The sequence below is a fragment of the Streptomyces sp. NBC_00872 genome (genome assembly GCF_045161915.1).
GTDB lineage: Bacteria > Actinomycetota > Actinomycetes > Streptomycetales > Streptomycetaceae > Streptomyces.
Genome location: NZ_CP108806.1, coordinates 7,608,040 through 7,625,655, shown reverse-complemented (window position 1 = coordinate 7,625,655; position 17,616 = coordinate 7,608,040). Strand labels below are relative to the sequence as shown.

The window sequence follows — 17,616 nt, the reverse complement described above, 5'->3', positions numbered from 1 at the left end:
ATGGGAGAACAGTTCATCGGCGCGGGCTGGGCCTTCCCGCCCCGTACGGACGCCACCGGCAGCATCGCCCTGGTGGGCGGGGAGCGCGCGCTGGAGGAGTCGATCCGGCTGATCCTGGCGACCTCACCGGGCGAGCGGCCGATGCGTCCCGAGTTCGGCTGCGCCGTCAACGACTACGTGTTCGCACCGGCCGACGCGGGTACGGCGGGCCAGCTCGCCTACGAGGTACGGCTCGCGCTGGAGCGGTGGGAGCCCCGTATCGAGGTGGCCGAGGTGACCGTCCGCTTCGACGAGGCGGACAGGGGGGTGCTGTACATCGACATCGGCTACACGGTGCGCGGCTCCAACGACCCCCGGAATCTGGTGTTCCCGTTCTATGTGATCCCGCAGCACGAGGAGGACGGACCGTGACGCTGCCCAGCCCCGATCTGGACGACCGTCGCTTCCAGAGCCTGGTGGACGAGGCCAAGCGCCTGGTGCAGCAGCGCTGTCCGGAATGGACGGACCACAATGTCTCCGACCCGGGCGTGACCCTGATCGAGGCCTTCGCCACCATGGTCGACCAGCTCGTCTACCGGCTCAACCGCGTGCCGGAGAAGAACTATCTGACCTTTCTCGATCTGATCGGCGTACGGCTGTACCCGCCGACGGCGGCCCGTACCGAGGTCACCTTCCGGCTCTCCGCGCCCCGGCCGGAGCCGATACGGGTCAGGGAGGGCACCGAGGTCGCCACGGTCCGTACGGAGACCGAGGAGGCGGTGGTCTTCACCACGAGCCGGGAACTGTCCATCGTGCCCTGCCGGTTCGAGCATCTCGCGACCCGTTCCGCGGACGGCCGGGCCGTCGACCGTACCGAGGAGCTGGCGCTCGGCCGGGACGTGCCCTGTTTCGGCGGCACGCCCACCCCTGGGGACACGCTCTATGTGGGGCTCTCCGACGCGGTGCCCGCGGGGGTCGTGGTCCTCCGTCTCGACTGCCGGGTCGAGGGCGTGGGTGTCGACCCGCGGCGCCCGCCGCTGCGCTGGGAGGCCTGGGACGGCACGGAGTGGCGGGCCTGCGAGATCGAGAAGGACGACTCGGGCGGCTTCAACAGGTCCGGCGAACTGATCCTCCATCTTCCGCGCACGCACACCGCGTCGGCCGTCGTACGGCGCACCGGCGGCTGGCTGCGCTGCCGGCTGCTGGAGCCCGAGCCCGGTCAGCCCACCTATGTGGCGCCGCCGACCGTCCGGCGGATCACGGCCTTCACGATCGGCGGTACGGTCGAGGCCGCGCACGCGGAGACGGTGCGGGACGAGATCCTGGGCCCGGCCGAGGGCGTTCCGGGGCAGAGCTTCCTGCTGGCGAGGCCGCCCGTGGTGCCCGGCGACTTCGTGGTCGAGGTGGCGGACCCGGACGAGGGTTCCGGCTGGGCCGACTGGACGCGTGTCGACGACTTCGCCCACTCGGGACCGGACGACCGGCACATCACCCTGGACCCCAACTCGGGCCGGGTGGACTTCGGTCCCGCCGTACGGGAGCAGGACGGCGGTCTGCGCCATTACGGGGCGGTGCCGCGCAAGGGCAGCCCGGTGCGGGTGCGCGGCTACCGTACGGGCGGCGGCCGGCGGGGCAATGTGGCCAGGGGCGCGCTGCGGGTGCTGCGCGGCTCACTGCCGTATGTGGCCCGGGTGGAGAACCGCCGTCCCGCGCTCGGCGGTGTCGACGGCGAGAGTGTGGAGAGCGCCCGGGTGCGCGGGCCGATGACCCTGCGCACCCTGCACCGCGCGGTCGTTCCGCGCGACTACGAGCTGCTCGCCCGTGAGGTGGCGCCGGACGCGGCGCGGGTGTACTGCGTACGAACGGGTCCCGACCCGGCGGCGGGCGGGGTACGGCTGCTGGTCGTCCCGTCGGGGAGCGGTGACGAGCAGGGCCGGATCGGCTTCAACGAGCTGATCCCGCCGCCGGACACCCTGGAGCAGATCAGCAGCCATCTCGAAGAGCGGCGGCCGATCGGCGCCCGGCTGATGGTGGAGCCGCCGTTCTACCAGGGGGTGACGGTCGTCGCCTCGGTGCAGGCACGCCGGGGCGCGGTGCCCGAGCGGCTGCGCGAGGCCGCGCTGGCCGCGCTGTACGGCTACTTCAACCCGCTGACCGGCGGTCCCGAAGGCCAGGGCTGGCCGTTCGGGCGGCCGATCCAGTCGGGCGAGGCGTTCGCGGTGCTCCAGCGGGTGCCGGAGGTGGATCTGGTGGAGGAGGTACGGCTGTTCCCAGCGGACCCGGTGACCGGGCAGCGCGGCGAGGCGACGACCAGGATCACGCTCGACCGGCACGCGCTGGCGTTCTCGTACGAGCACCAGCTGCGGATACGGGAGGTCTGAGCGATGCGCGGAACCGTGGCGGGACTGCCCTCACCGCATCCGCTGGTCGAGCTGCTGCCCGCGCTCTATCTGGAACAGGACTTCCTGCGGCGCTTCCTCTCCGCGCTGGACGATGTCCTCGCCCCGATCCTGCTGACGCTCGACAATCTGCCCGCGCATCTCGATCCGCGCAGCGCGCCGGAGGATCTGCTCGACTGGGTTGCCCAGTGGGTGGCCGCGGAACCGCACCGGGACGAACCGGTCGAGCGGCGGCGGACAGCGGTGACGGGGGCGGTGGACCGGCACAGCCGCCGGGGTACGCGCGGCGGGCTGGCGGAGGCGGTCCGCCGGCAGACCGGGGTCGAACCGGAGATCGCGGAGAGCGGCGGCTCGGACTGGTCGGCCACACCGAACACGGAACTGCCGGGCGAGGAACGGCCCTGGGTGACCGTACGGCTGAGGGTGGCGGAGCCGGAGGCGGTGGACCGGGTCGGGGTGGAGGAGCTGATCGAGGGGGAGATCCCGGCGCACATCGGCTACGAGCTGGAGATCCTGCCCCTCGCGGCGGAAGCGCCGGGCCCGGCCGGGGAGCGGCCGGCCACGGAGCCGCCGTCCGGGGAGCGGCCATGAGATGCCCCGAGTGCGGGCACCTCAACGCCCCGGGCACGGCCTTCTGCGCGTCCTGCGAAACGTTCCTGGAGTGGGGCGATCCGGAGCCGTCGGGGACCGGGACGGGAGCCGGGTCCGGGACGGGAGCCGGGTCCGGATCCGGGCCTGGGGCCGATGGTACGAGCGGCCCCGACCACCCGGCGCCCCCACCCGCACCCGTAACAACGCCCCGCACAGCCACACAGCCCACGCCACCACCGGCAGCACCACCACCGGCACCACCGGAAGCACCACCGACGCCGACACCGGCAGCGGCGGACACGGGAGCGCCCCTACAGGAACCGCCGTCCGCCCCGCCCCCGCGAACCCCACCGCCCCCACCATCCCTGTCATCCCCGTCATCCCCGTCATCCCCGTCACCCCTGCCGGTCCCGCCCGTCGCCGCCGGTCCGCGCAGGCCCGGCGACCGGCTGGACACGCCCGTACCCGGCCCTGGGGAAGAGCCCGCCGGGCCCGAGCCCGCGCCCCGGTCGGCACCCGCCCCTCGGGGCGCTCCCGTCCGCTGCCCCAACTGCCGTACGGAGAACGCCCCGGAGCGTGTCCTCTGTCTGCGCTGCGGTCTGCTCCTCGACCCCGGCCCGCCGCCCGACGTACCGCCCCCGTGGTGGCGGCGGATCCTCGCCCGCAGACGCCGTGCCCTGCCGACCGCCGGGACCCGTCCCAAGCGCCGTCTGTGGCGGCGCCCCGGTCTCGCCGTCCCGCTCACCCTGGTGATCCTGGCCGCGGCGGTCTGGTTCGCGCACCCGTATCTCTCCGACGCTCTGGACTTCACCCGGGACCGCACCGGCACCCCCGAGGAGTTGCGTCCCAGCCTGGTCCGCGCGTCCAGCGCGCAGCCGGACCATCCGGCGGACGCCGCGTTCGACACGTACTCCAACCGGTTCTGGGCACCCGCCGAGGCGGGCCCTGGACAGGGCGAGTTCCTGGAGGCCGACTTCGAGCAGCCGGTGCGGATCCTGAAACTGGTCGTCTTCTCCGGCCGTTCGGCCCAGGAGGACGCGTTCCTCTCCCAGTCCCGGCCGGCGGCGCTGACCGTCACCCTGCGGGCCTCGGACGGCACGCCCACCGAGCGGCGTATCAGGCTCAGGGACGAGCCGGGCCAGCAGACCTTCGACGTCCGGGGTAGCGATGTCGTCCGGATACGGCTGGCGATCGACGGTGTCCACGGCGGCGGGCAGGGCCGCCGTCCCGCCGTCGCCGAGATCGAGTTCTTCGGCCGCCGATGAGACATCGCCGCCCGGAGCAAGGGAGCCACCCGACGGGTGACCGGTGTGCGCGGCACTTGGCCCGGGGCTCTTCCTGCCGGAGACTGAGCCGATGACACAGCGCGTGGATCTCGCGACCGTGATGGGCCGTCTCGCCATCGATGAAGTGATCACCAATTACGCGGTGGCCGTGGACGACGCCGACTGGCCCGGGTACCGGGCCCTGTTCACCACGGACGGCCGCGTCGACTACACGGCGGCGGGCGGTATCGAGGGTTCGGCCGCCGAGGTCGCCGACTGGCTGGCCGGCACCCTGCGCCCGTACAGCGTGCACCAGTTGCTGATCGTCAACCGCCGGCTGCGTATACAGGGTCCCGACGGATATCCGGGCGACCGCGCCGAGCTGAGCGCGGACTATCTCAGCCCGCGGCGGCACGAGTCGGGCGAGGAGCTGATGAGCGGCGGACGGTACTCGTTCGGGCTGCTGCGGGGCGACACGGGCTGGCTGGTGCGGACGGTGTCCGTCCACGAGAAGTGGCGGCGCGTCTCGGCCGCCACGGACACCGGCCGACCCGGCATCGGCTGACCGGCATCGGCCGACCCGGGCAGGCATTGGCCGGCCCGGGTGGGACTGACACAGCATCGACCGACGCGAAGGGCCCGCCTCTTTCTCCCGCTCTCCTCCCGCTTCAGTGCGGTTTCCCGGGGGAAGAGAACAGCGGGGGCGGGGCGGCAGGGCAAGGAGGCGCTTGGGATGCGGACCCCGGTCGGCCGGAGCCTGGCGTCGCCGTGGTGGCGCGGCGCCGCCGCGATGGTGGCGGGCTCACTGCCCGCCCTCGCGTTTCCCGAGCCGTCCCTGTGGTGGCTCGCGTATGTCGCGCTGGTGCCCTGGATGCTGCTCGTACGGTCCGCTCCGACGGGCGGTCGCGCCGCCCTGGACGGCTGGCTGGGCGGCATCGGCTTCATGATCGCCGTGCATCACTGGCTGGCGCCGAGCCTGCATGTGTTCCTCGTCGTGCTCGCCGCGCTGCTCGGGCTGCTGTGGGCGCCCTGGGGGTGGCTGGTGCGGTCCATGCTCGGCGGGACACCGTCCCCAGGCCGCGCCGCGGCGGCCGTCGCGGTGGTGCCCTCGGGGTGGCTGGCGGTCGAACTGATCAGGTCCTGGCAGGGACTCGGCGGCCCCTGGGGACTGCTCGGCGCCAGCCAGTGGGAGGTCGCTCCCGCCCTGCGGCTCGCCTCGGTGGGCGGTGTCTGGCTGGTGAGTCTGCTGGTGGCCGCCGTGAACACCGCGCTCACCGCGCTGCTCCCGCTCCCCCGGACAGGACCGCGCCCAGGCCCTGTCCGGTCGAATTCCGTGGGCCCGGGACGCCTGGCACGGCATCTCGCCGCTGCCCTGTCCCTCCCGCTGTGCGCGCTCACCGTGATCTCGGTGTGGATCTGGGCGCCGGAGCCCGAGCGCTCCGGCACGGCACGGATCGCGGTCGTCCAGCCGGGCGTCGTCGAGGGCGCCGATGCCCGCGAGCGCCGGTTCGCGCGGGGCGAGACCCTGACCCGCGCCCTGGCCGGGCAGGATCTCGATCTGGTGGTCTGGGGGGAGAGCAGCGTCTCCGCGGATCTGGCGACCAGACCCGATCTGGCGGCGCGGCTCGCCGTGCTCTCCCGTGCTGTCGGCGCGGAGATACTCGTCAATGTCGACGCGCGCAGCACGGACGCGGCGGGGACGGCGGGGATATTCAAGCGCGCCGTCCTGGTCGGTCCGAACGGCCTGACCGGGGATACGTACGACAAGATGCGGCTGGTGCCCTTCGGCGAGTACATACCGGCCCGTGCCGCCCTGGGCTGGGCCACCTCGGTGGGCAGGGCGGCGGGTGAGGACCGCGTGCGCGGCACCCGCCAGGTGGTGATGGTCCTGCCGGGCGAGGGCAGGGGCGGGCTGCGGTTCGGGCCGCTGGTCTGCTTCGAGTCGGCGTTCCCCGACATGAGCAGACGGCTGGTCCGGGACGGCGCGCAGCTCCTGGTCGCGCAGTCCTCGACGTCCACGTTCCAGGGGAGCTGGGCACCGGAGCAGCATGCCTCGCTGGCGGCGCTGCGGGCCGCGGAGACCGGCCGGCCGATGGCGCATGCCACGCTGACGGGCACCAGCGCGGTGTTCGGGCCGGACGGCGAGCGGGTGGGCGCCGGGATCGGTACGGACCGGAGCGCCACCGGCGTGTTCGACGTTCCGCTGGCCCGGGGCACGACTCCGTATGTCGAGTACGGCGACTGGGCGGTCTACGCGGCCCTCGCCGTGCTGGCGGCGCTCTGCGCCACGGACGGCGCGCGCTCGTTCAGGAAGCGGCCTGGTCCAGTACCGCTCGTACCACCCGCTCGCACAGCTCATGAGTCCGCAGCGCATCCTGTGCGCTGACGAGCTGTCCGGCCCGTACGGCGTCGAGGAAGTTCAGTACGCACTGCTCGATCCCGCGCTGGCGCGCCACCGGCACCCAGTCGCCGCGCCGCCGCACGCTGGGCTGTCCCTTGTGGTCGACGACCGTCGCGAGATCGTGGACGGCCCGCTTGGTGTCCTGCCCGGACACTTCGAGGATCTCCTCGGTGGAGCCGCTGAGCCGGTTCATCACACCGATGGCGGTGAAGCCGTCGCCGGAGAGCTGGAGTACGACATGGTGCAGCAGCCCGTCCCGTACCCGTGCCCGTACGTCGGTGTGCTCGACGGGTCCCGGGAGCAGGAAGCGCAGGGTGTCGACGACATGGATGAAGTCGTCCAGGACGAAGGTGCGGGGGTCCTCGGGCAGACCGACGCGGTTCTTCTGTAGCAGGATCAGCTCGCGCGGGTGCTCGACGCACTGGGCGTAGCCGGGTGCGAAACGGCGGTTGAAGCCGACGGCGAGGCTGACGCCGCGCTCCTCGGCGAGGGCCACCACGCGCTCCGAGTCGGCGAGTTCGTACGCGATCGGTTTGTCGACATAGGTCGGTACGCCCGCCTCCAGCAGCCGGGTCACGATCTCGGCGTGCACGGCGGTCGGCGCGTGGACGAACGCGGCGTCGAGTCCCTGGGCGAGGAGCGCGTCGAGACCGGAGTGGCAGTGCGCTGCCGGGACACGGTAGGTCTCGGCGGTCCTCGCCAGGGTGGCCGGGGTGCGGGTGTGAAGATGCGGCTCGACCCCGGGCAGGGTGGTGAGTACCGGCAGATACGCCTTCTGCGCGATGTCGCCGAGCCCGATGACGCCGACCTTCACGGGAGCCTCCCTCTTCCTGTCCACGCCGGTGCGTTCCGGTCTTCGCCCGACGTGGTGCCCCGGAAGCATACGTGCGCTGTCGGGCGAAGAGGAGTGCTCGGCGGGCGCGCGGGTGCTCGGTCGGCGCGCGGCAGGTACGCGGCGGGTGCGCGGCGGGTGCGCGGCGAATAAGGCTTCGCGACGACACCGGTCCGTACGTGAGGATGACCGCCATGACGACAACCGAACGCACCGAACCCTCCACCCTCGCGGACGAACGCGAGATGCTGGAGGGCTGGCTGGACTACCACCGCGAGACACTGGCGCTGAAATGCGCGGGGCTGGACGAGGCACAGCTCCGGGAGGCCTCCGTACCGCCCTCGGGACTCAGCCTGCTGGGTCTCGTACGGCACATGGCCGAGGTGGAGCGGACATGGTTCCGCAGAATACTGGCCGACGAGCAGGCCGGGCCGATCTACTGCACGGACGCCGATCCGGACGGGGACTTCCATCCCGGCGAGGACGACACCTGGGACGAGGCGCACACCACCTGGCGGGCCGAGATCGCCCGCGCCCGTGAGCTGGCCGCTCCGCACTCCCTCGCCCACCTGGGCGCCGGCCGGCGGAACCGGGACACGGGCGAGCCGTTCAGCCTCCGCTGGATCTACACCCACATGATCGAGGAGTACGCACGGCACAACGGCCACGCGGACCTCATCCGGGAGCGGATCGACGGCGTGACGGGCGACTGACCCGCGCCCACGGGCCCACGGCCTCGGCGCGGTGTCACCCGTCCGGGCCAATCCGCGCCCTTACGCTCCCCAACGGCCGTCCCGACCAGCAGAGTTGCGCGAGTGCACCGAACGAGAAGCGCAGCGATGGTCCTGATGGGAATGGTGGTCACGGCCGTCTCCGGATGTGTGTCCGTGGAGGGGCGGCCGACGCCCGTATCCGTACCCCGGCCGGGGGCGAGCAGCGGGGCTCCCGGGGCCGGCGGCGCGCGACCGCAGATCGTCCAGGCACCGGCCAGGGAGGCGCTGGAAGCGATCTTCCCCACCCGGAGCCCGGAACCCGCCCCGCTGTCCTCCCCCGAACCTCGCCGGTCCGCCTCCGAGCGGACCGTCTCCCCCGGCCGGACGTCCGGCCCCGAGCGGTCCCGGGGCGGGCACACGTCCGTACCGCCGCGGAAGGAACGCCCCCGCGAGCGGCCCGAGCGGCAGCGCGCCCCCGAGCCCGTCGAGGCACCGGCCACCTTCGCCGATCTCTGCGCCCTCGGCGAGACCTACGGCCGCTGGTCCGCGGACAGTCCCGAGGCCCGTATCTGCGCCCGGACCTACCGGAATTGACCGCCGTCCCGGGCGTCACCGCTCCGGAGCCCACCGCCCCACGGCTCACCGCTTCCGGAGCCGCCGCTCCAGGCGGTCGATCCCCGCCCGTACGGCATGGCCGTATCCGTCCTCCCCCAGCGCGTCCGCCGCGTCGCGTGCCCGGTCCAGATGGAGCCGGGCCGCGTCAGGCCGCTGGAGCTTCATATAGTCGGCGGCGAGATTGAGATGGAGCGCCGGATAGAAGGCGCGCACGGCCGGCCCGCTCCCGGCCCGCGCCGGCCGTCCCCCGCCGGCACCCCGTGCCCCGCCCCCGCCGGCATCCCCCGCCCCACCCCCGTCCGCTCCCCCGTCGGTGCCCGCATCGCCGTCGGCGCCCGCCGCCGTCTCCCCGTCCCCCTCCGCTCCCCCGTCCCCGTGCAGTCCCTCCATCCCGTCCGCGGCGGTCAGCGCCCTGAGATCCCAGGCCAGTTCATCACCCGGGTCGTCCTGTGTGTCCGCCATGTAGTGCGCGAGCGTGCAGCGATGGAGCGGGTCCCCCGCCTCCCCGATCTCCGTCCAGAGCGCACCGAACCGGTTCCGTGCCTCCTCGCGGTCGCCGCCGTGGAAGAGCATGACCGCCTGCCCGATCCTGGTCATGACAGCGTCCTCCGACGCCTCCTGCCGCTCCCTCACAACCGCCTCCGCATGCCTGTCCGATAAATCCGACAAACATGACGCTAGCTCCCGTGGTGAACAATCCCCTTCAGGCTCGGGCGGCGGACCCGAGCCTGTCGGCCGCCTGTCGGCCCCACGCCGTAACCGGGCGTCGTCGGCCGAGGTCCGGCGTGGTCAGCCGAGGTCCGGGCGTGGTCAGCCCAGGTCGGGGATGCGCCAGTCGATGGGCTCGTGGCCCTGCGCCGCCACCGCCTCGTTGATCTGGGTGAACGGACGCGACCCGAAGAACTTCTTCGCCGACAGCGGGGAGGGGTGCGCCCCCTTCACCACCACATGGCGCTCCTGGTCGATCAGCGGAAGCTTCTTCTGCGCGTAGGCACCCCAGAGGACGAACACCGCCGGGTCGGGCCGCTCGGCGACCGCGCGGATCACCGCGTCCGTCACCTTCTCCCAGCCCTTGCCCTTGTGGGAGTTGGCCTCGCCCTCGCGGACCGTCAGCACCGCGTTGAGCAGCAGGACCCCCTGCTCGGCCCACGGCATCAAATAGCCGTTGTCCGGGACCGGGTGGCCCAGCTCCTCCTTCATCTCCTTGTAGATGTTCCGCAGGGAGGGAGGCGTCCTGACACCCGGCCGGACGGAGAAGCACAGCCCGTGCCCCTGCCCCGCGCCGTGATAGGGGTCCTGGCCCAGGATCAGCACCTTCACCTTGTCGTACGGCGTGGCGGCGAGGGCGGCGAAGACCTCCTCGCGCGGCGGATAGACCGGCCCCTTCGCCCGCTCCTCCTCGACGAAGTCGGCCAGCTCCTTGAAGTAGGGCTTGTCCAGCTCTTCGCCGAGGACGCCACGCCAGGACTCGGGCAGCATGTCGGTGTCGGTCACGTCAACAACCTCCGGTAAGCGATCACTTGTGCACCACTGAACCTACCGGTGGGCACTGACAACGGCCCCCGCCCCCGACCCGGAGGCCGGCCAGGGCGCCGGGGCGCCGGAGCGCCGCCCAGGCCCTGTCCGCCCGCCCTCCCGCCGGCCCGCCCGCCCGTCGGCGGCTCGCTACCAGCTCGCCTTGCGGTACAGCTCCCACATCTGCATCACCGTCTGCGGATCGAGCGCGCGCTCGCCGCCCGCGATGTCGTCCCTGGAGGCGACATACAGCTTGCCCTGCCAGAGCGGCAGCAGCCGTACGTCCCCGACGAAGATCTCCTGGGCCCGCGCGAAATGCCTGTTGACCGCCGCGCGGTCGCTCACCTTGCGCGACTGGGGCAGCAGGGTCTGGGTGATCTCGGGGCTCTCGTACGGCGTGCTCAGCGCGTTGTGCTTGCCCACGAAGGGGGCGATGAAGTTGTCCGGATCCGGGAAGTCGGGGAACCAGCCGCGGCCGAAGACGGGGTACTGCCCCTTCTGGTAGCCGGCCTGGAACTCCTTCCACGGCTTGCCGCGCAGTGTGATCCTGAACAGCCCCGACGCTTCGAGCTGGCGCTTCAGCTCGCCGAACTCCGCCGCCGTGCCCGATCCGTACCGGTCCGTCGTGTACCAGAACGTGAGGGGTACGGGGGTCTCGATGCCCTGCTCCGCGAGAATGGCGCTCGCCTTGTCCACATCGGGGTCGCCGTACTGGTCGAAGAAGCTGGTGGCGTGGCTCGCGATGCCCTTGGGAACCATCGAGTAGAGCGGCTCCGCCGTGCCCTGGTAGACCTTGGCGACCAGCGCGTCACGGTCCACGATCTGGGCGACCGCCTGCCGTACGGCGAGCTGCCCGGCGGCCGGGTCCGCGGGGTTGAACACCAGATAGCGGATGTCGGCGCCGACCGTCTCCACCAGTTGGAGCGCCTCGTTCTCCCGCTTCTTCTCCTCCAGTTCGACGACCTGCTCCGAGGTGAGACCGCGGTAGATGGCGTCGATCTCCTCCTTCTTCAGCGCGTCGAAGAGGGTGCCGGAGTCCTTGAAGTACTTGATCGTGACGCCGTTGTTCCTGCGGTCGGCGAACCCCGCGTACCGCTCGTTCCTGGTCAGTTCCGCCTGGTCGCCCGTGGCGTAAGAGGCGAGTTCGTACGGTCCCGAACCGCTGACCTTGCCGTCCTGTCTCAGCTTGCCCAGCGGGTACTCCGCCGGGTTCACGATGGACATGGCGGGTGTGGCCAGGATGAAGGGGAAGGTCGCGTCCGGCTTCTTCAGCCGGAAGACGACGGTGTCGTCGCCGCGTGTCTCCACCCGCTCCAGGGACTCCAGCAGACCGGCGGGACCACCCTGTACATTGATCTTCAGGATCCGGTCGAAGGAGTGCTTGACCGCCGCCGCGTCGAGCTTGTCGCCGTCCGAAAACGTCAGCCCCTCGCGCAGTGTGCAGCGGAAGACCTGGTTCGACACATCGGCGAACTCACAGTGCCGGGCGGCGTCCGGCTGGGGATACGAACTGCCCGTGGGAAAGGCGACTAATGTCTGGAAGACGTTGCGGAACATCTCCCAGCCGTTGTCCCAGGACGCCGCGGGATCGAGCGTAGGCGGCTCACTGGTCGTACCGACGGTTATCTTCTGCGCCGCCTCCTCCTCGTCGTCCGAGAATAAGCCGCATCCCGCGAGAAGGGACATGGACGCGAGGGCCGCGGCGGCCTGCCGACTGGTCCGGTTGAACACTTCACACTCCTTGTTCAGCCATGGATCGGCAGACCATACCGCAGCGTTGGCCGAATCAATACGGTGATCCGGTGGGGCTTTTGGAGAGGTCGTCCACGCCCCTGTTCACCGGCGCGGGCGGGTGTCCGCTCCCGCGCTCACCCCACCCCGGCGTTGAGGAAGATCCCGCCGTCGACCACCAGGGTCTGACCGGTGATCCAGTCCGACTGGTCCGAGGTGAGGAACGCCGCGGCGCCCCCGATGTCCTCGGGCACCCCGAGCCGCCCCAGCGGATAGGCGGCGGCCACCTCGCTCTCCCTGCCCTCGTAGAGCGCCTGCGCGAACCGTGTCTTGACCACGGCGGGCGCGATCGCGTTGACGCGCACGGCCGGTGCGAACTCGTGCGCGAGCTGGAGGGTCAGATTGACCATCGCGGCCTTGCTCATGCCGTACGCGCCGATGAACGGGGACGCCGAGATCCCGGCGACCGACGCGATGTTCACGATCGCGCCGCCGTTCTCCCGCTGCCAGGCCCGCCAGGTGAGCTGGGCGAAGCCGAGCGCCGAGACGACATTCGTCTCGAACACCTTGCGGGCCACATTGAGGTCCAGCTCGGCCATCGGGCCGAAGACCGGGTTCGTACCGGCGTTGTTGACCAGATAGTCGACCCGGCCGAACGCCTCCATGGCGCGCTCCACGGCGACCGCCTGGTGCGCTTCGTCATGCGCCTTGCCCGCCACCCCGATCGCCCGGTCGGAACCGAGCCGTTCCACCGCCTCCTTGAGCGCCTCCTCGCCACGGCCGGTGATGCACACCCGGTCGCCACGGGCGACGAACGCCTCGGCGACGCCGTATCCGATGCCCCGGCTCGCGCCCGTGATCAGCGCGACCTTGCCGCTGTCGGGCGCCCGCCGGCCCCGCTCCGTCCCGTCGGTCATATCCCTGCCTCCCTGCCCTGTCCCCATGTCCCTGTCCCCATGTCCCCGCTTGCCCGCCTCAGTTGAGGAGTCCGCCGACTCAGTTGAGGGGTCCGCCGGCCACATACATGACCTGGCCGGAGACAAAGCCCGCGTCGTCGCCCGCGAAGAAGGCGATGGCGTTCGCCACGTCCTCCGGCCTGCCCACGCGCTGGACGGGGATCTGGCTCGCGGCGGCGGCCTGGAAGTCCTCGAAGCCCATACCGACACGGGCGGCGGTCCGGGCCGTCATCTCGGTGACGATGAAGCCCGGGGCCACGGCGTTGGCGGTGACACCGAACTTGCCCAGTTCCTTGGCGAGGGTCTTGGTGAAGCCCTGGAGACCGGCCTTGACGGCGGCGTAGTTGGCCTGGCCCCGGTTGCCCAGCGCGGAGCTGGAGGAGAGGCTGACGATACGGCCGAACCCGGCGTCCACCATGTACTTCTGACAGGCGCGGGCCATCAGGAACGCGCCCTTGAGATGGACGTTCACCACGGTGTCCCAGTCGGACTCGCTCATCTTGAAGAGCAGATTGTCGCGGAGCACCCCCGCGTTGTTGACAAGGACCGTCGGCGGCCCCAGTTCGGCGGCGACCCGCGCGACGGCGGCCTCCACCTGCGCGCTGTCGGAGACGTCACAGCCCACGGCGAGCGCGGTACCGCCCGCCGTGGTGATCTTCCCGACGGTCTCCTTGCAGGCCGCCTCGTCCAGGTCGAGTACGGCGACGGCGCGGCCCTCCGCCGCCAGTCGCAGCGCGGTGGCGGCGCCGATGCCACGTGCCGCCCCGGTCACGATGGCTACGCGCTGCTCGGTGGTGGACATCCTCTGTTCTCCTCGCCTCAGGGATCCGCGACTCTCAAGCCTGAGCGACCGCTTAGTCGCTTCAGCATTCGAGACGCTAGAAGGCACGGCACCCGGTGTCAACGTCCCATGGGACCGACAGGGGGACGAGAAGCCGAAGTCACACGGCCGCCGTGCCCGTCGGCGCGGGCCGCTCGGCGTCAGCGCCGCTCGGTGTCAGGGCCGTTCGGCGTCAGGGCCGTTCGGCGTCAGCGCACCAGCAGCTCCAGCAGCCGTTCCGCCTCGGCCCTCGGGTCCGCCGTCAATCCGGTGTGTACGGGACCGGGCTGTACGACCGTCGAGCGCGGCGCGATCAGCCAGCGGAACCGCCGGCCCGCGTCGTCCCCCGCCGCCTGCCCCGCCAGCTCACCGCCGCGGCAGACGCTCTCGACCGCGTGCAGGGCGGCCCGTACCCCCACCACATCGGCCCGCGGATCGAGGGCCGTCAGCTTGGCCTCGTCCAGATGGGTCCTGGCCGCGACATAGGACTGGGCACGGCAGTAGACGAGTACCCCCGCGTTGAAGCACTCACCGCGCTCGACGCGTGGCACCACGCGCAGCAGCGCGTACTCGTAGACGTCCTTGTCGCTCACTGGGCGCCGTCCTTCTCGTTCTTCGACTGCTCGTCCGGCGTCCGCCGCGTCCGGGAGTGCGTGGTGCGCGCCGTGGGGTCCAGCCGGCCGGCCAGCCAGCCGGGCGCCCGCGAAGGACCGTCCGGCCTGGTGGGCGCGTCGAGAACGATCCGTTCATGGACCGTGGCGGCGCGCGCGAGCAGCGGCTCCACATAGGCACGGCGCAGCGCGTCGGTCGAGTCGAAGCCCGGCTCGTCGACCAGCCACTCGTCGGGTACGTCGGCGGCGATCCCGGTCAGCAGTTCCTCGGTGACCAGCGGCGCCAACTCGGCGGAGGCGGAGGCGAGATCGGGTGCGAAGGGTGCGAGCGCGTGGTCGGAGGCGTTGTACGGCTTCGCCGCCGAGGCCTCGGCACCGGGCCAGTTGTGGTGCCAGATCATGGTGGCGCCGTGGTCGATCAGCCACAAGTCACCGTGCCAGACCAGCATGTTGGGGTTGCGCCAGGAGCGGTCGACGTTGTTGATGACGGCGTCGAACCAGAGGACCCGTCCGGCCTCCTCGGGACCCACCTGGTAAGCTAGCGGGTCGAAGCCGAGCGATCCCGGCAGATAGTCCATACCGAGATTCAGCCCACCGCTCGCCTTCAGCAGCTCCTGTACTTCCTGGTCCGGCTCCGAGAGTCCGATGACCGGGTCGAGCTGCATCCGCACCAGCGTGGGGACGCGCAGGCCGAGCCTGCGGCCGAGTTCCCCGCAGATCACCTCCGCGACCAGGGTCTTCCTGCCCTGTCCCGCGCCGGTGAATTTCATGACGTATGTACCGAGATCGTCGGCCTCGACGATCCCCGGAAGCGACCCGCCCTCACGCAACGGCGTGACATAGCGGGTCGCGGTGACTTCGGTGAGCATTGCGCCAGGTTACTGCGGGGGTGACGGCCGCTCGATCCCATGTCCGACGGCACCGTACGGTGCCGTGTTTTCCCGCCCCGCCCCTACAGAACCCGGAGATCACACCGATCATGCTGCCCGCACCGTCCACGCGGACCGTGGAAGACAACGCGTTCCCCCGTCAGTTCGCCCGTACCCGGCGCTTCACGCTCGGTGTCCCCCGCCGGTTCACGGTCTCCCCGGACGGCGAGCGCGTGCTGTTCGTACGGTCCGTCTCCGGCGTCGATCCGCGCACACCTCTGTGGCTGTACGAGAACGGCGAGGAACGGATGCTCGCCGACCCGGCAACGCTCAGCGGGTACGGGGATGGTGGCGGGTACGGGGACGAGGACGGACCCGAGCCGCTGTCCGAGGAGGAGCGGACCCGGCGCGAACGGGCGCGCGAGACCGCCACGGGGGTGGTGGCGTACGCCACCGACCGTGAGGCGCGCGTGGTGGCGTTCGCGCTGGGAGGCGCGCTCTGGGTGGTACGGACGGACGGTGGCACGCCCCGGCGTATCCCCACCGCCGGACCGGTGACCGACCCGCGCCCCTCCCCGGACGGAACCCTGGTCGCCTATGTGACCGGGGGCACCCTCCGTCTCGTACGGACCGACGGCGGTCAGGACCGGCCGCTCGCCGAGCCCGAGGCGCCCGAGGTGACCTACGGTCTGGCCGACCACACCGCCGCGGAGTCCATCGGCAGATCGCGCGGCTACTGGTGGTCACCCTCGGGCGACGCACTCCTCGTGGCCCGGGTCGACACCTCGACGGTGGCGCGCTGGTACATCGGTGATCCGTCCGACCCCGCCCGGCCGCCCCGCTCGATCCCCTATCCGGTGGCGGGCACGGCCAACGCGCGGACAACGCTGTGTGTTGTCACGGTCGAGGGCGGCCAGACACCGGTCCTGCTCCCCGAACGGGCACCCGAGGAGGAGGCGCCGAAGGGGCTCTGGCAGGACCTCGCCTTCGAGTACGTGGTGAGCGCGGAGTGGGAAAGCGTCGGCCCGGTGATCAGCCTCCAGACCCGGGACCAGCGCACGGTGTGGATCCTGCGCGCGGATCCGGCGACCGGAGCCGTCGAACCGCTGTCCCGCCACACCGACACCCACTGGGTGGAGTTCCCGGCGGGAGCGCCGCTGCACACCGCGTCCGGCGTGCCGGTCCTGCCGTACGTACACGGCGACGCCCGCTCGATCCGGATCGGCGGGGTCCCCGCCCCGGCCGGGCTCCATGTCCGTGAGGTGCTCGGCGCGGCCGGCGAACGGGTCTGGTTCACCGCGAGCGAGGAGCCGACCGAGGTCCATGTGTGGTCGTACGGACCGGAGCGCGGCTTCATCAGGGTGACCGACGAGCCCGGTGTGCACCGGGCCGCCGCCGGGGGTGACACGCTCGTCCTCGACAGCGGAACTCCGGACGGCCGGCGGGTGACGGTGCTGCGTGGCGGCGAGCCCGCCGGCCGGATCGCGGTCCTCGCCGAAAAACCCCTGGTCACCCCCCGGCCGGTCCATCTCGTGCTGGGCGAGCGGGAATTGCGCACCCGGCTCCATCTGCCGTCCTGGTACGAGAGGGGCTCGGGCGGACTGCCGGTGCTGCTCAGCCCGTACTCCGGACCCGGTATGCAGGTCGTCACGCGGGCGAGCGCCTGGTACACCGCCGTGTGCCAGTGGTTCGCCGAGCAGGGCTTCGCGGTGCTGGCCACCGACGGGCGCGGCACTCCGGGGCGCGGGGTGGAGTGGCAGCGCGCCATCTCCGGTGACCGGCTGACGCCTGTCCTGACGGACCAGATCGACGCGCTGCACGCGGCGGCCGAGCGGTACGACGCCCTGGATCTGGCGCGGGTCGGTATCCGTGGCTGGTCGTTCAGCGGCTATCTGGCGGCGGGCGCCGTGCTGCACCGCCCCGATGTGTTCCACGCCGCCGTCGCGGGCGCGCCCTCGGCCGACCGGCGGCTGTACGACACGTACTGGGAGGAGCGCTACCTCGGCCATCCGGATCTCCAGCCCGACGCGTACGAGCGCAGCTCACTGCCCCCGTACGCCGAACGGCTGACCCGTCCGCTGCTGCTCGTCCATGGACTCGCCGACGACAATGTGGTCCCGGCACATACGCTCCGTCTCTCGGCGGCCCTGCTCGCGGCGGGCCGGCCGCACTCCGTACTGCCGCTGCCCGGTACGGGCCATCTCGTGGCCGAGGAGGGTGTGGCGGACCGGCTGCTCCTGCGGGAGCTCGACTTCTTCAGAAAGTCTCTGGGTGCTTGAACATCACAGTATTCGTGTGCGTATCTTCCGGTGAACCGGC

17 protein-coding genes are annotated in these 17,616 nt (G+C 71.7%); 9 read left to right on the top strand and 8 right to left on the bottom strand.

Features of this window, described 5'->3' with window-relative positions; all coding sequences use genetic code 11:
- The 6 genes from OG214_RS32660 (at window position 1) to lnt (ending at window position 6,620) form a co-directional block, all read left to right on the top strand.
- A complete protein-coding gene (locus tag OG214_RS32660) occupies window positions 1–411 on the top strand; it encodes a GPW/gp25 family protein (RefSeq protein ID WP_363082797.1) in 411 nt (136 codons plus the stop codon).
- The gene (locus tag OG214_RS32655; RefSeq protein ID WP_405986736.1) at window positions 408–2,360 is read left to right on the top strand and encodes a putative baseplate assembly protein; all 1,953 of its coding nucleotides are present in this window, start codon (window positions 408–410) and stop codon (window positions 2,358–2,360) included. The genes OG214_RS32660 and OG214_RS32655 overlap by 4 nt, the downstream gene beginning before the upstream one ends.
- A 3-nt stretch (window positions 2,361–2,363) precedes the next feature.
- Entirely contained in the window at window positions 2,364–2,969 is a 606-nt protein-coding gene (locus OG214_RS32650) for a phage tail protein (protein ID WP_405986735.1), read from the top strand.
- A 749-nt stretch (window positions 2,970–3,718) separates the two neighbouring features.
- On the top strand, window positions 3,719–4,234 hold the full coding sequence (locus OG214_RS32645) for a discoidin domain-containing protein (RefSeq protein ID WP_405986734.1): 516 nt from the start codon (window positions 3,719–3,721) through the stop codon (window positions 4,232–4,234).
- 91 nt (window positions 4,235–4,325) lie between these two features.
- Window positions 4,326–4,799 (top strand): nuclear transport factor 2 family protein, encoded by a 474-nt coding sequence (locus OG214_RS32640; RefSeq protein ID WP_405986733.1) that lies wholly within the window; start codon window positions 4,326–4,328, stop codon window positions 4,797–4,799.
- Window positions 4,800–4,967: 168 nt separating this feature from the next.
- The gene (gene lnt, locus OG214_RS32635) at window positions 4,968–6,620 is read left to right on the top strand and encodes an apolipoprotein N-acyltransferase (RefSeq protein WP_405986732.1); all 1,653 of its coding nucleotides are present in this window, start codon (window positions 4,968–4,970) and stop codon (window positions 6,618–6,620) included.
- Here the strand turns inward: lnt and OG214_RS32630 are convergent.
- The gene (locus OG214_RS32630; protein ID WP_365902805.1) at window positions 6,541–7,449 is read right to left on the bottom strand and encodes a Gfo/Idh/MocA family oxidoreductase; all 909 of its coding nucleotides are present in this window, start codon (window positions 7,447–7,449) and stop codon (window positions 6,541–6,543) included. The two genes, lnt and OG214_RS32630, sit on opposite strands and share 80 nt — an antisense overlap.
- Window positions 7,450–7,661: 212 nt before the next feature.
- Here OG214_RS32630 and OG214_RS32625 point away from each other — a divergent pair, with 212 nt between their 5' ends.
- Both OG214_RS32625 and OG214_RS32620 read left to right on the top strand, forming a co-directional pair.
- The gene (locus OG214_RS32625; protein ID WP_405986731.1) at window positions 7,662–8,180 is read left to right on the top strand and encodes a DinB family protein; all 519 of its coding nucleotides are present in this window, start codon (window positions 7,662–7,664) and stop codon (window positions 8,178–8,180) included.
- A 126-nt stretch (window positions 8,181–8,306) separates the two neighbouring features.
- Window positions 8,307–8,774 (top strand): hypothetical protein, encoded by a 468-nt coding sequence (locus tag OG214_RS32620; RefSeq protein ID WP_405986730.1) that lies wholly within the window; start codon window positions 8,307–8,309, stop codon window positions 8,772–8,774.
- Window positions 8,775–8,819: 45 nt separating this feature from the next.
- Here the strand turns inward: OG214_RS32620 and OG214_RS32615 are convergent, their stop codons facing one another.
- The 7 genes from OG214_RS32615 to OG214_RS32585 form a co-directional block, all read right to left on the bottom strand.
- On the bottom strand, window positions 8,820–9,392 hold the full coding sequence (locus OG214_RS32615; protein ID WP_405986729.1) for a hypothetical protein: 573 nt from the start codon (window positions 9,390–9,392) through the stop codon (window positions 8,820–8,822).
- A gap of 213 nt (window positions 9,393–9,605) precedes the next feature.
- Window positions 9,606–10,289, bottom strand: coding sequence for a uracil-DNA glycosylase (locus OG214_RS32610; protein ID WP_363082932.1), 684 nt, complete (start codon window positions 10,287–10,289; stop codon window positions 9,606–9,608).
- A gap of 171 nt (window positions 10,290–10,460) precedes the next feature.
- Window positions 10,461–12,041, bottom strand: a complete 1,581-nt coding sequence (locus OG214_RS32605; RefSeq protein ID WP_363082931.1) for an ABC transporter substrate-binding protein — start codon at window positions 12,039–12,041, stop codon at window positions 10,461–10,463.
- A 137-nt stretch (window positions 12,042–12,178) separates the two neighbouring features.
- Window positions 12,179–12,958, bottom strand: coding sequence for an SDR family oxidoreductase (locus OG214_RS32600; protein ID WP_382855266.1), 780 nt, complete (start codon window positions 12,956–12,958; stop codon window positions 12,179–12,181).
- A 79-nt stretch (window positions 12,959–13,037) separates the two neighbouring features.
- Entirely contained in the window at window positions 13,038–13,799 is a 762-nt protein-coding gene (gene fabG / locus OG214_RS32595) for a 3-oxoacyl-ACP reductase FabG (protein ID WP_363082929.1), read from the bottom strand.
- A 227-nt stretch (window positions 13,800–14,026) separates the two neighbouring features.
- Window positions 14,027–14,410, bottom strand: coding sequence for a DUF3037 domain-containing protein (locus tag OG214_RS32590; protein WP_363082928.1), 384 nt, complete (start codon window positions 14,408–14,410; stop codon window positions 14,027–14,029).
- The gene (locus tag OG214_RS32585; RefSeq protein WP_405986728.1) at window positions 14,407–15,297 is read right to left on the bottom strand and encodes a HipA family kinase; all 891 of its coding nucleotides are present in this window, start codon (window positions 15,295–15,297) and stop codon (window positions 14,407–14,409) included. The genes OG214_RS32590 and OG214_RS32585 overlap by 4 nt, the downstream gene beginning before the upstream one ends.
- A 110-nt stretch (window positions 15,298–15,407) precedes the next feature.
- On the opposite strand from OG214_RS32585, the gene OG214_RS32580 reads away from it, so the two are divergent.
- On the top strand, window positions 15,408–17,576 hold the full coding sequence (locus OG214_RS32580; protein WP_405986727.1) for a prolyl oligopeptidase family serine peptidase: 2,169 nt from the start codon (window positions 15,408–15,410) through the stop codon (window positions 17,574–17,576).
- Window positions 17,577–17,616: the final 40 nt, after the last annotated feature.

Bases quoted from the DNA above. Each gene is read 5' to 3' on its own strand.
- OG214_RS32650 (WP_405986735.1), top strand. From the start codon at position 2,364: ATGCGCGGAACCGTGGCGGGACTGCCCTCACCGCATCCGCTGGTCGAG.
- OG214_RS32585 (WP_405986728.1), bottom strand. From the start codon at position 15,297: ATGCTCACCGAAGTCACCGCGACCCGCTATGTCACGCCGTTGCGTGAG.
- OG214_RS32660 (WP_363082797.1), top strand. From the start codon at position 1: ATGGGAGAACAGTTCATCGGCGCGGGCTGGGCCTTCCCGCCCCGTACG.
- OG214_RS32600 (WP_382855266.1), bottom strand. From the start codon at position 12,958: ATGACCGACGGGACGGAGCGGGGCCGGCGGGCGCCCGACAGCGGCAAG.
- OG214_RS32620 (WP_405986730.1), top strand. From the start codon at position 8,307: ATGGTCCTGATGGGAATGGTGGTCACGGCCGTCTCCGGATGTGTGTCC.
- fabG (WP_363082929.1), bottom strand. From the start codon at position 13,799: ATGTCCACCACCGAGCAGCGCGTAGCCATCGTGACCGGGGCGGCACGT.
- OG214_RS32640 (WP_405986733.1), top strand. From the start codon at position 4,326: ATGACACAGCGCGTGGATCTCGCGACCGTGATGGGCCGTCTCGCCATC.
- OG214_RS32615 (WP_405986729.1), bottom strand. From the start codon at position 9,392: ATGACCAGGATCGGGCAGGCGGTCATGCTCTTCCACGGCGGCGACCGC.
- OG214_RS32625 (WP_405986731.1), top strand. From the start codon at position 7,662: ATGACGACAACCGAACGCACCGAACCCTCCACCCTCGCGGACGAACGC.
- OG214_RS32580 (WP_405986727.1), top strand. From the start codon at position 15,408: ATGCTGCCCGCACCGTCCACGCGGACCGTGGAAGACAACGCGTTCCCC.
- lnt (WP_405986732.1), top strand. From the start codon at position 4,968: ATGCGGACCCCGGTCGGCCGGAGCCTGGCGTCGCCGTGGTGGCGCGGC.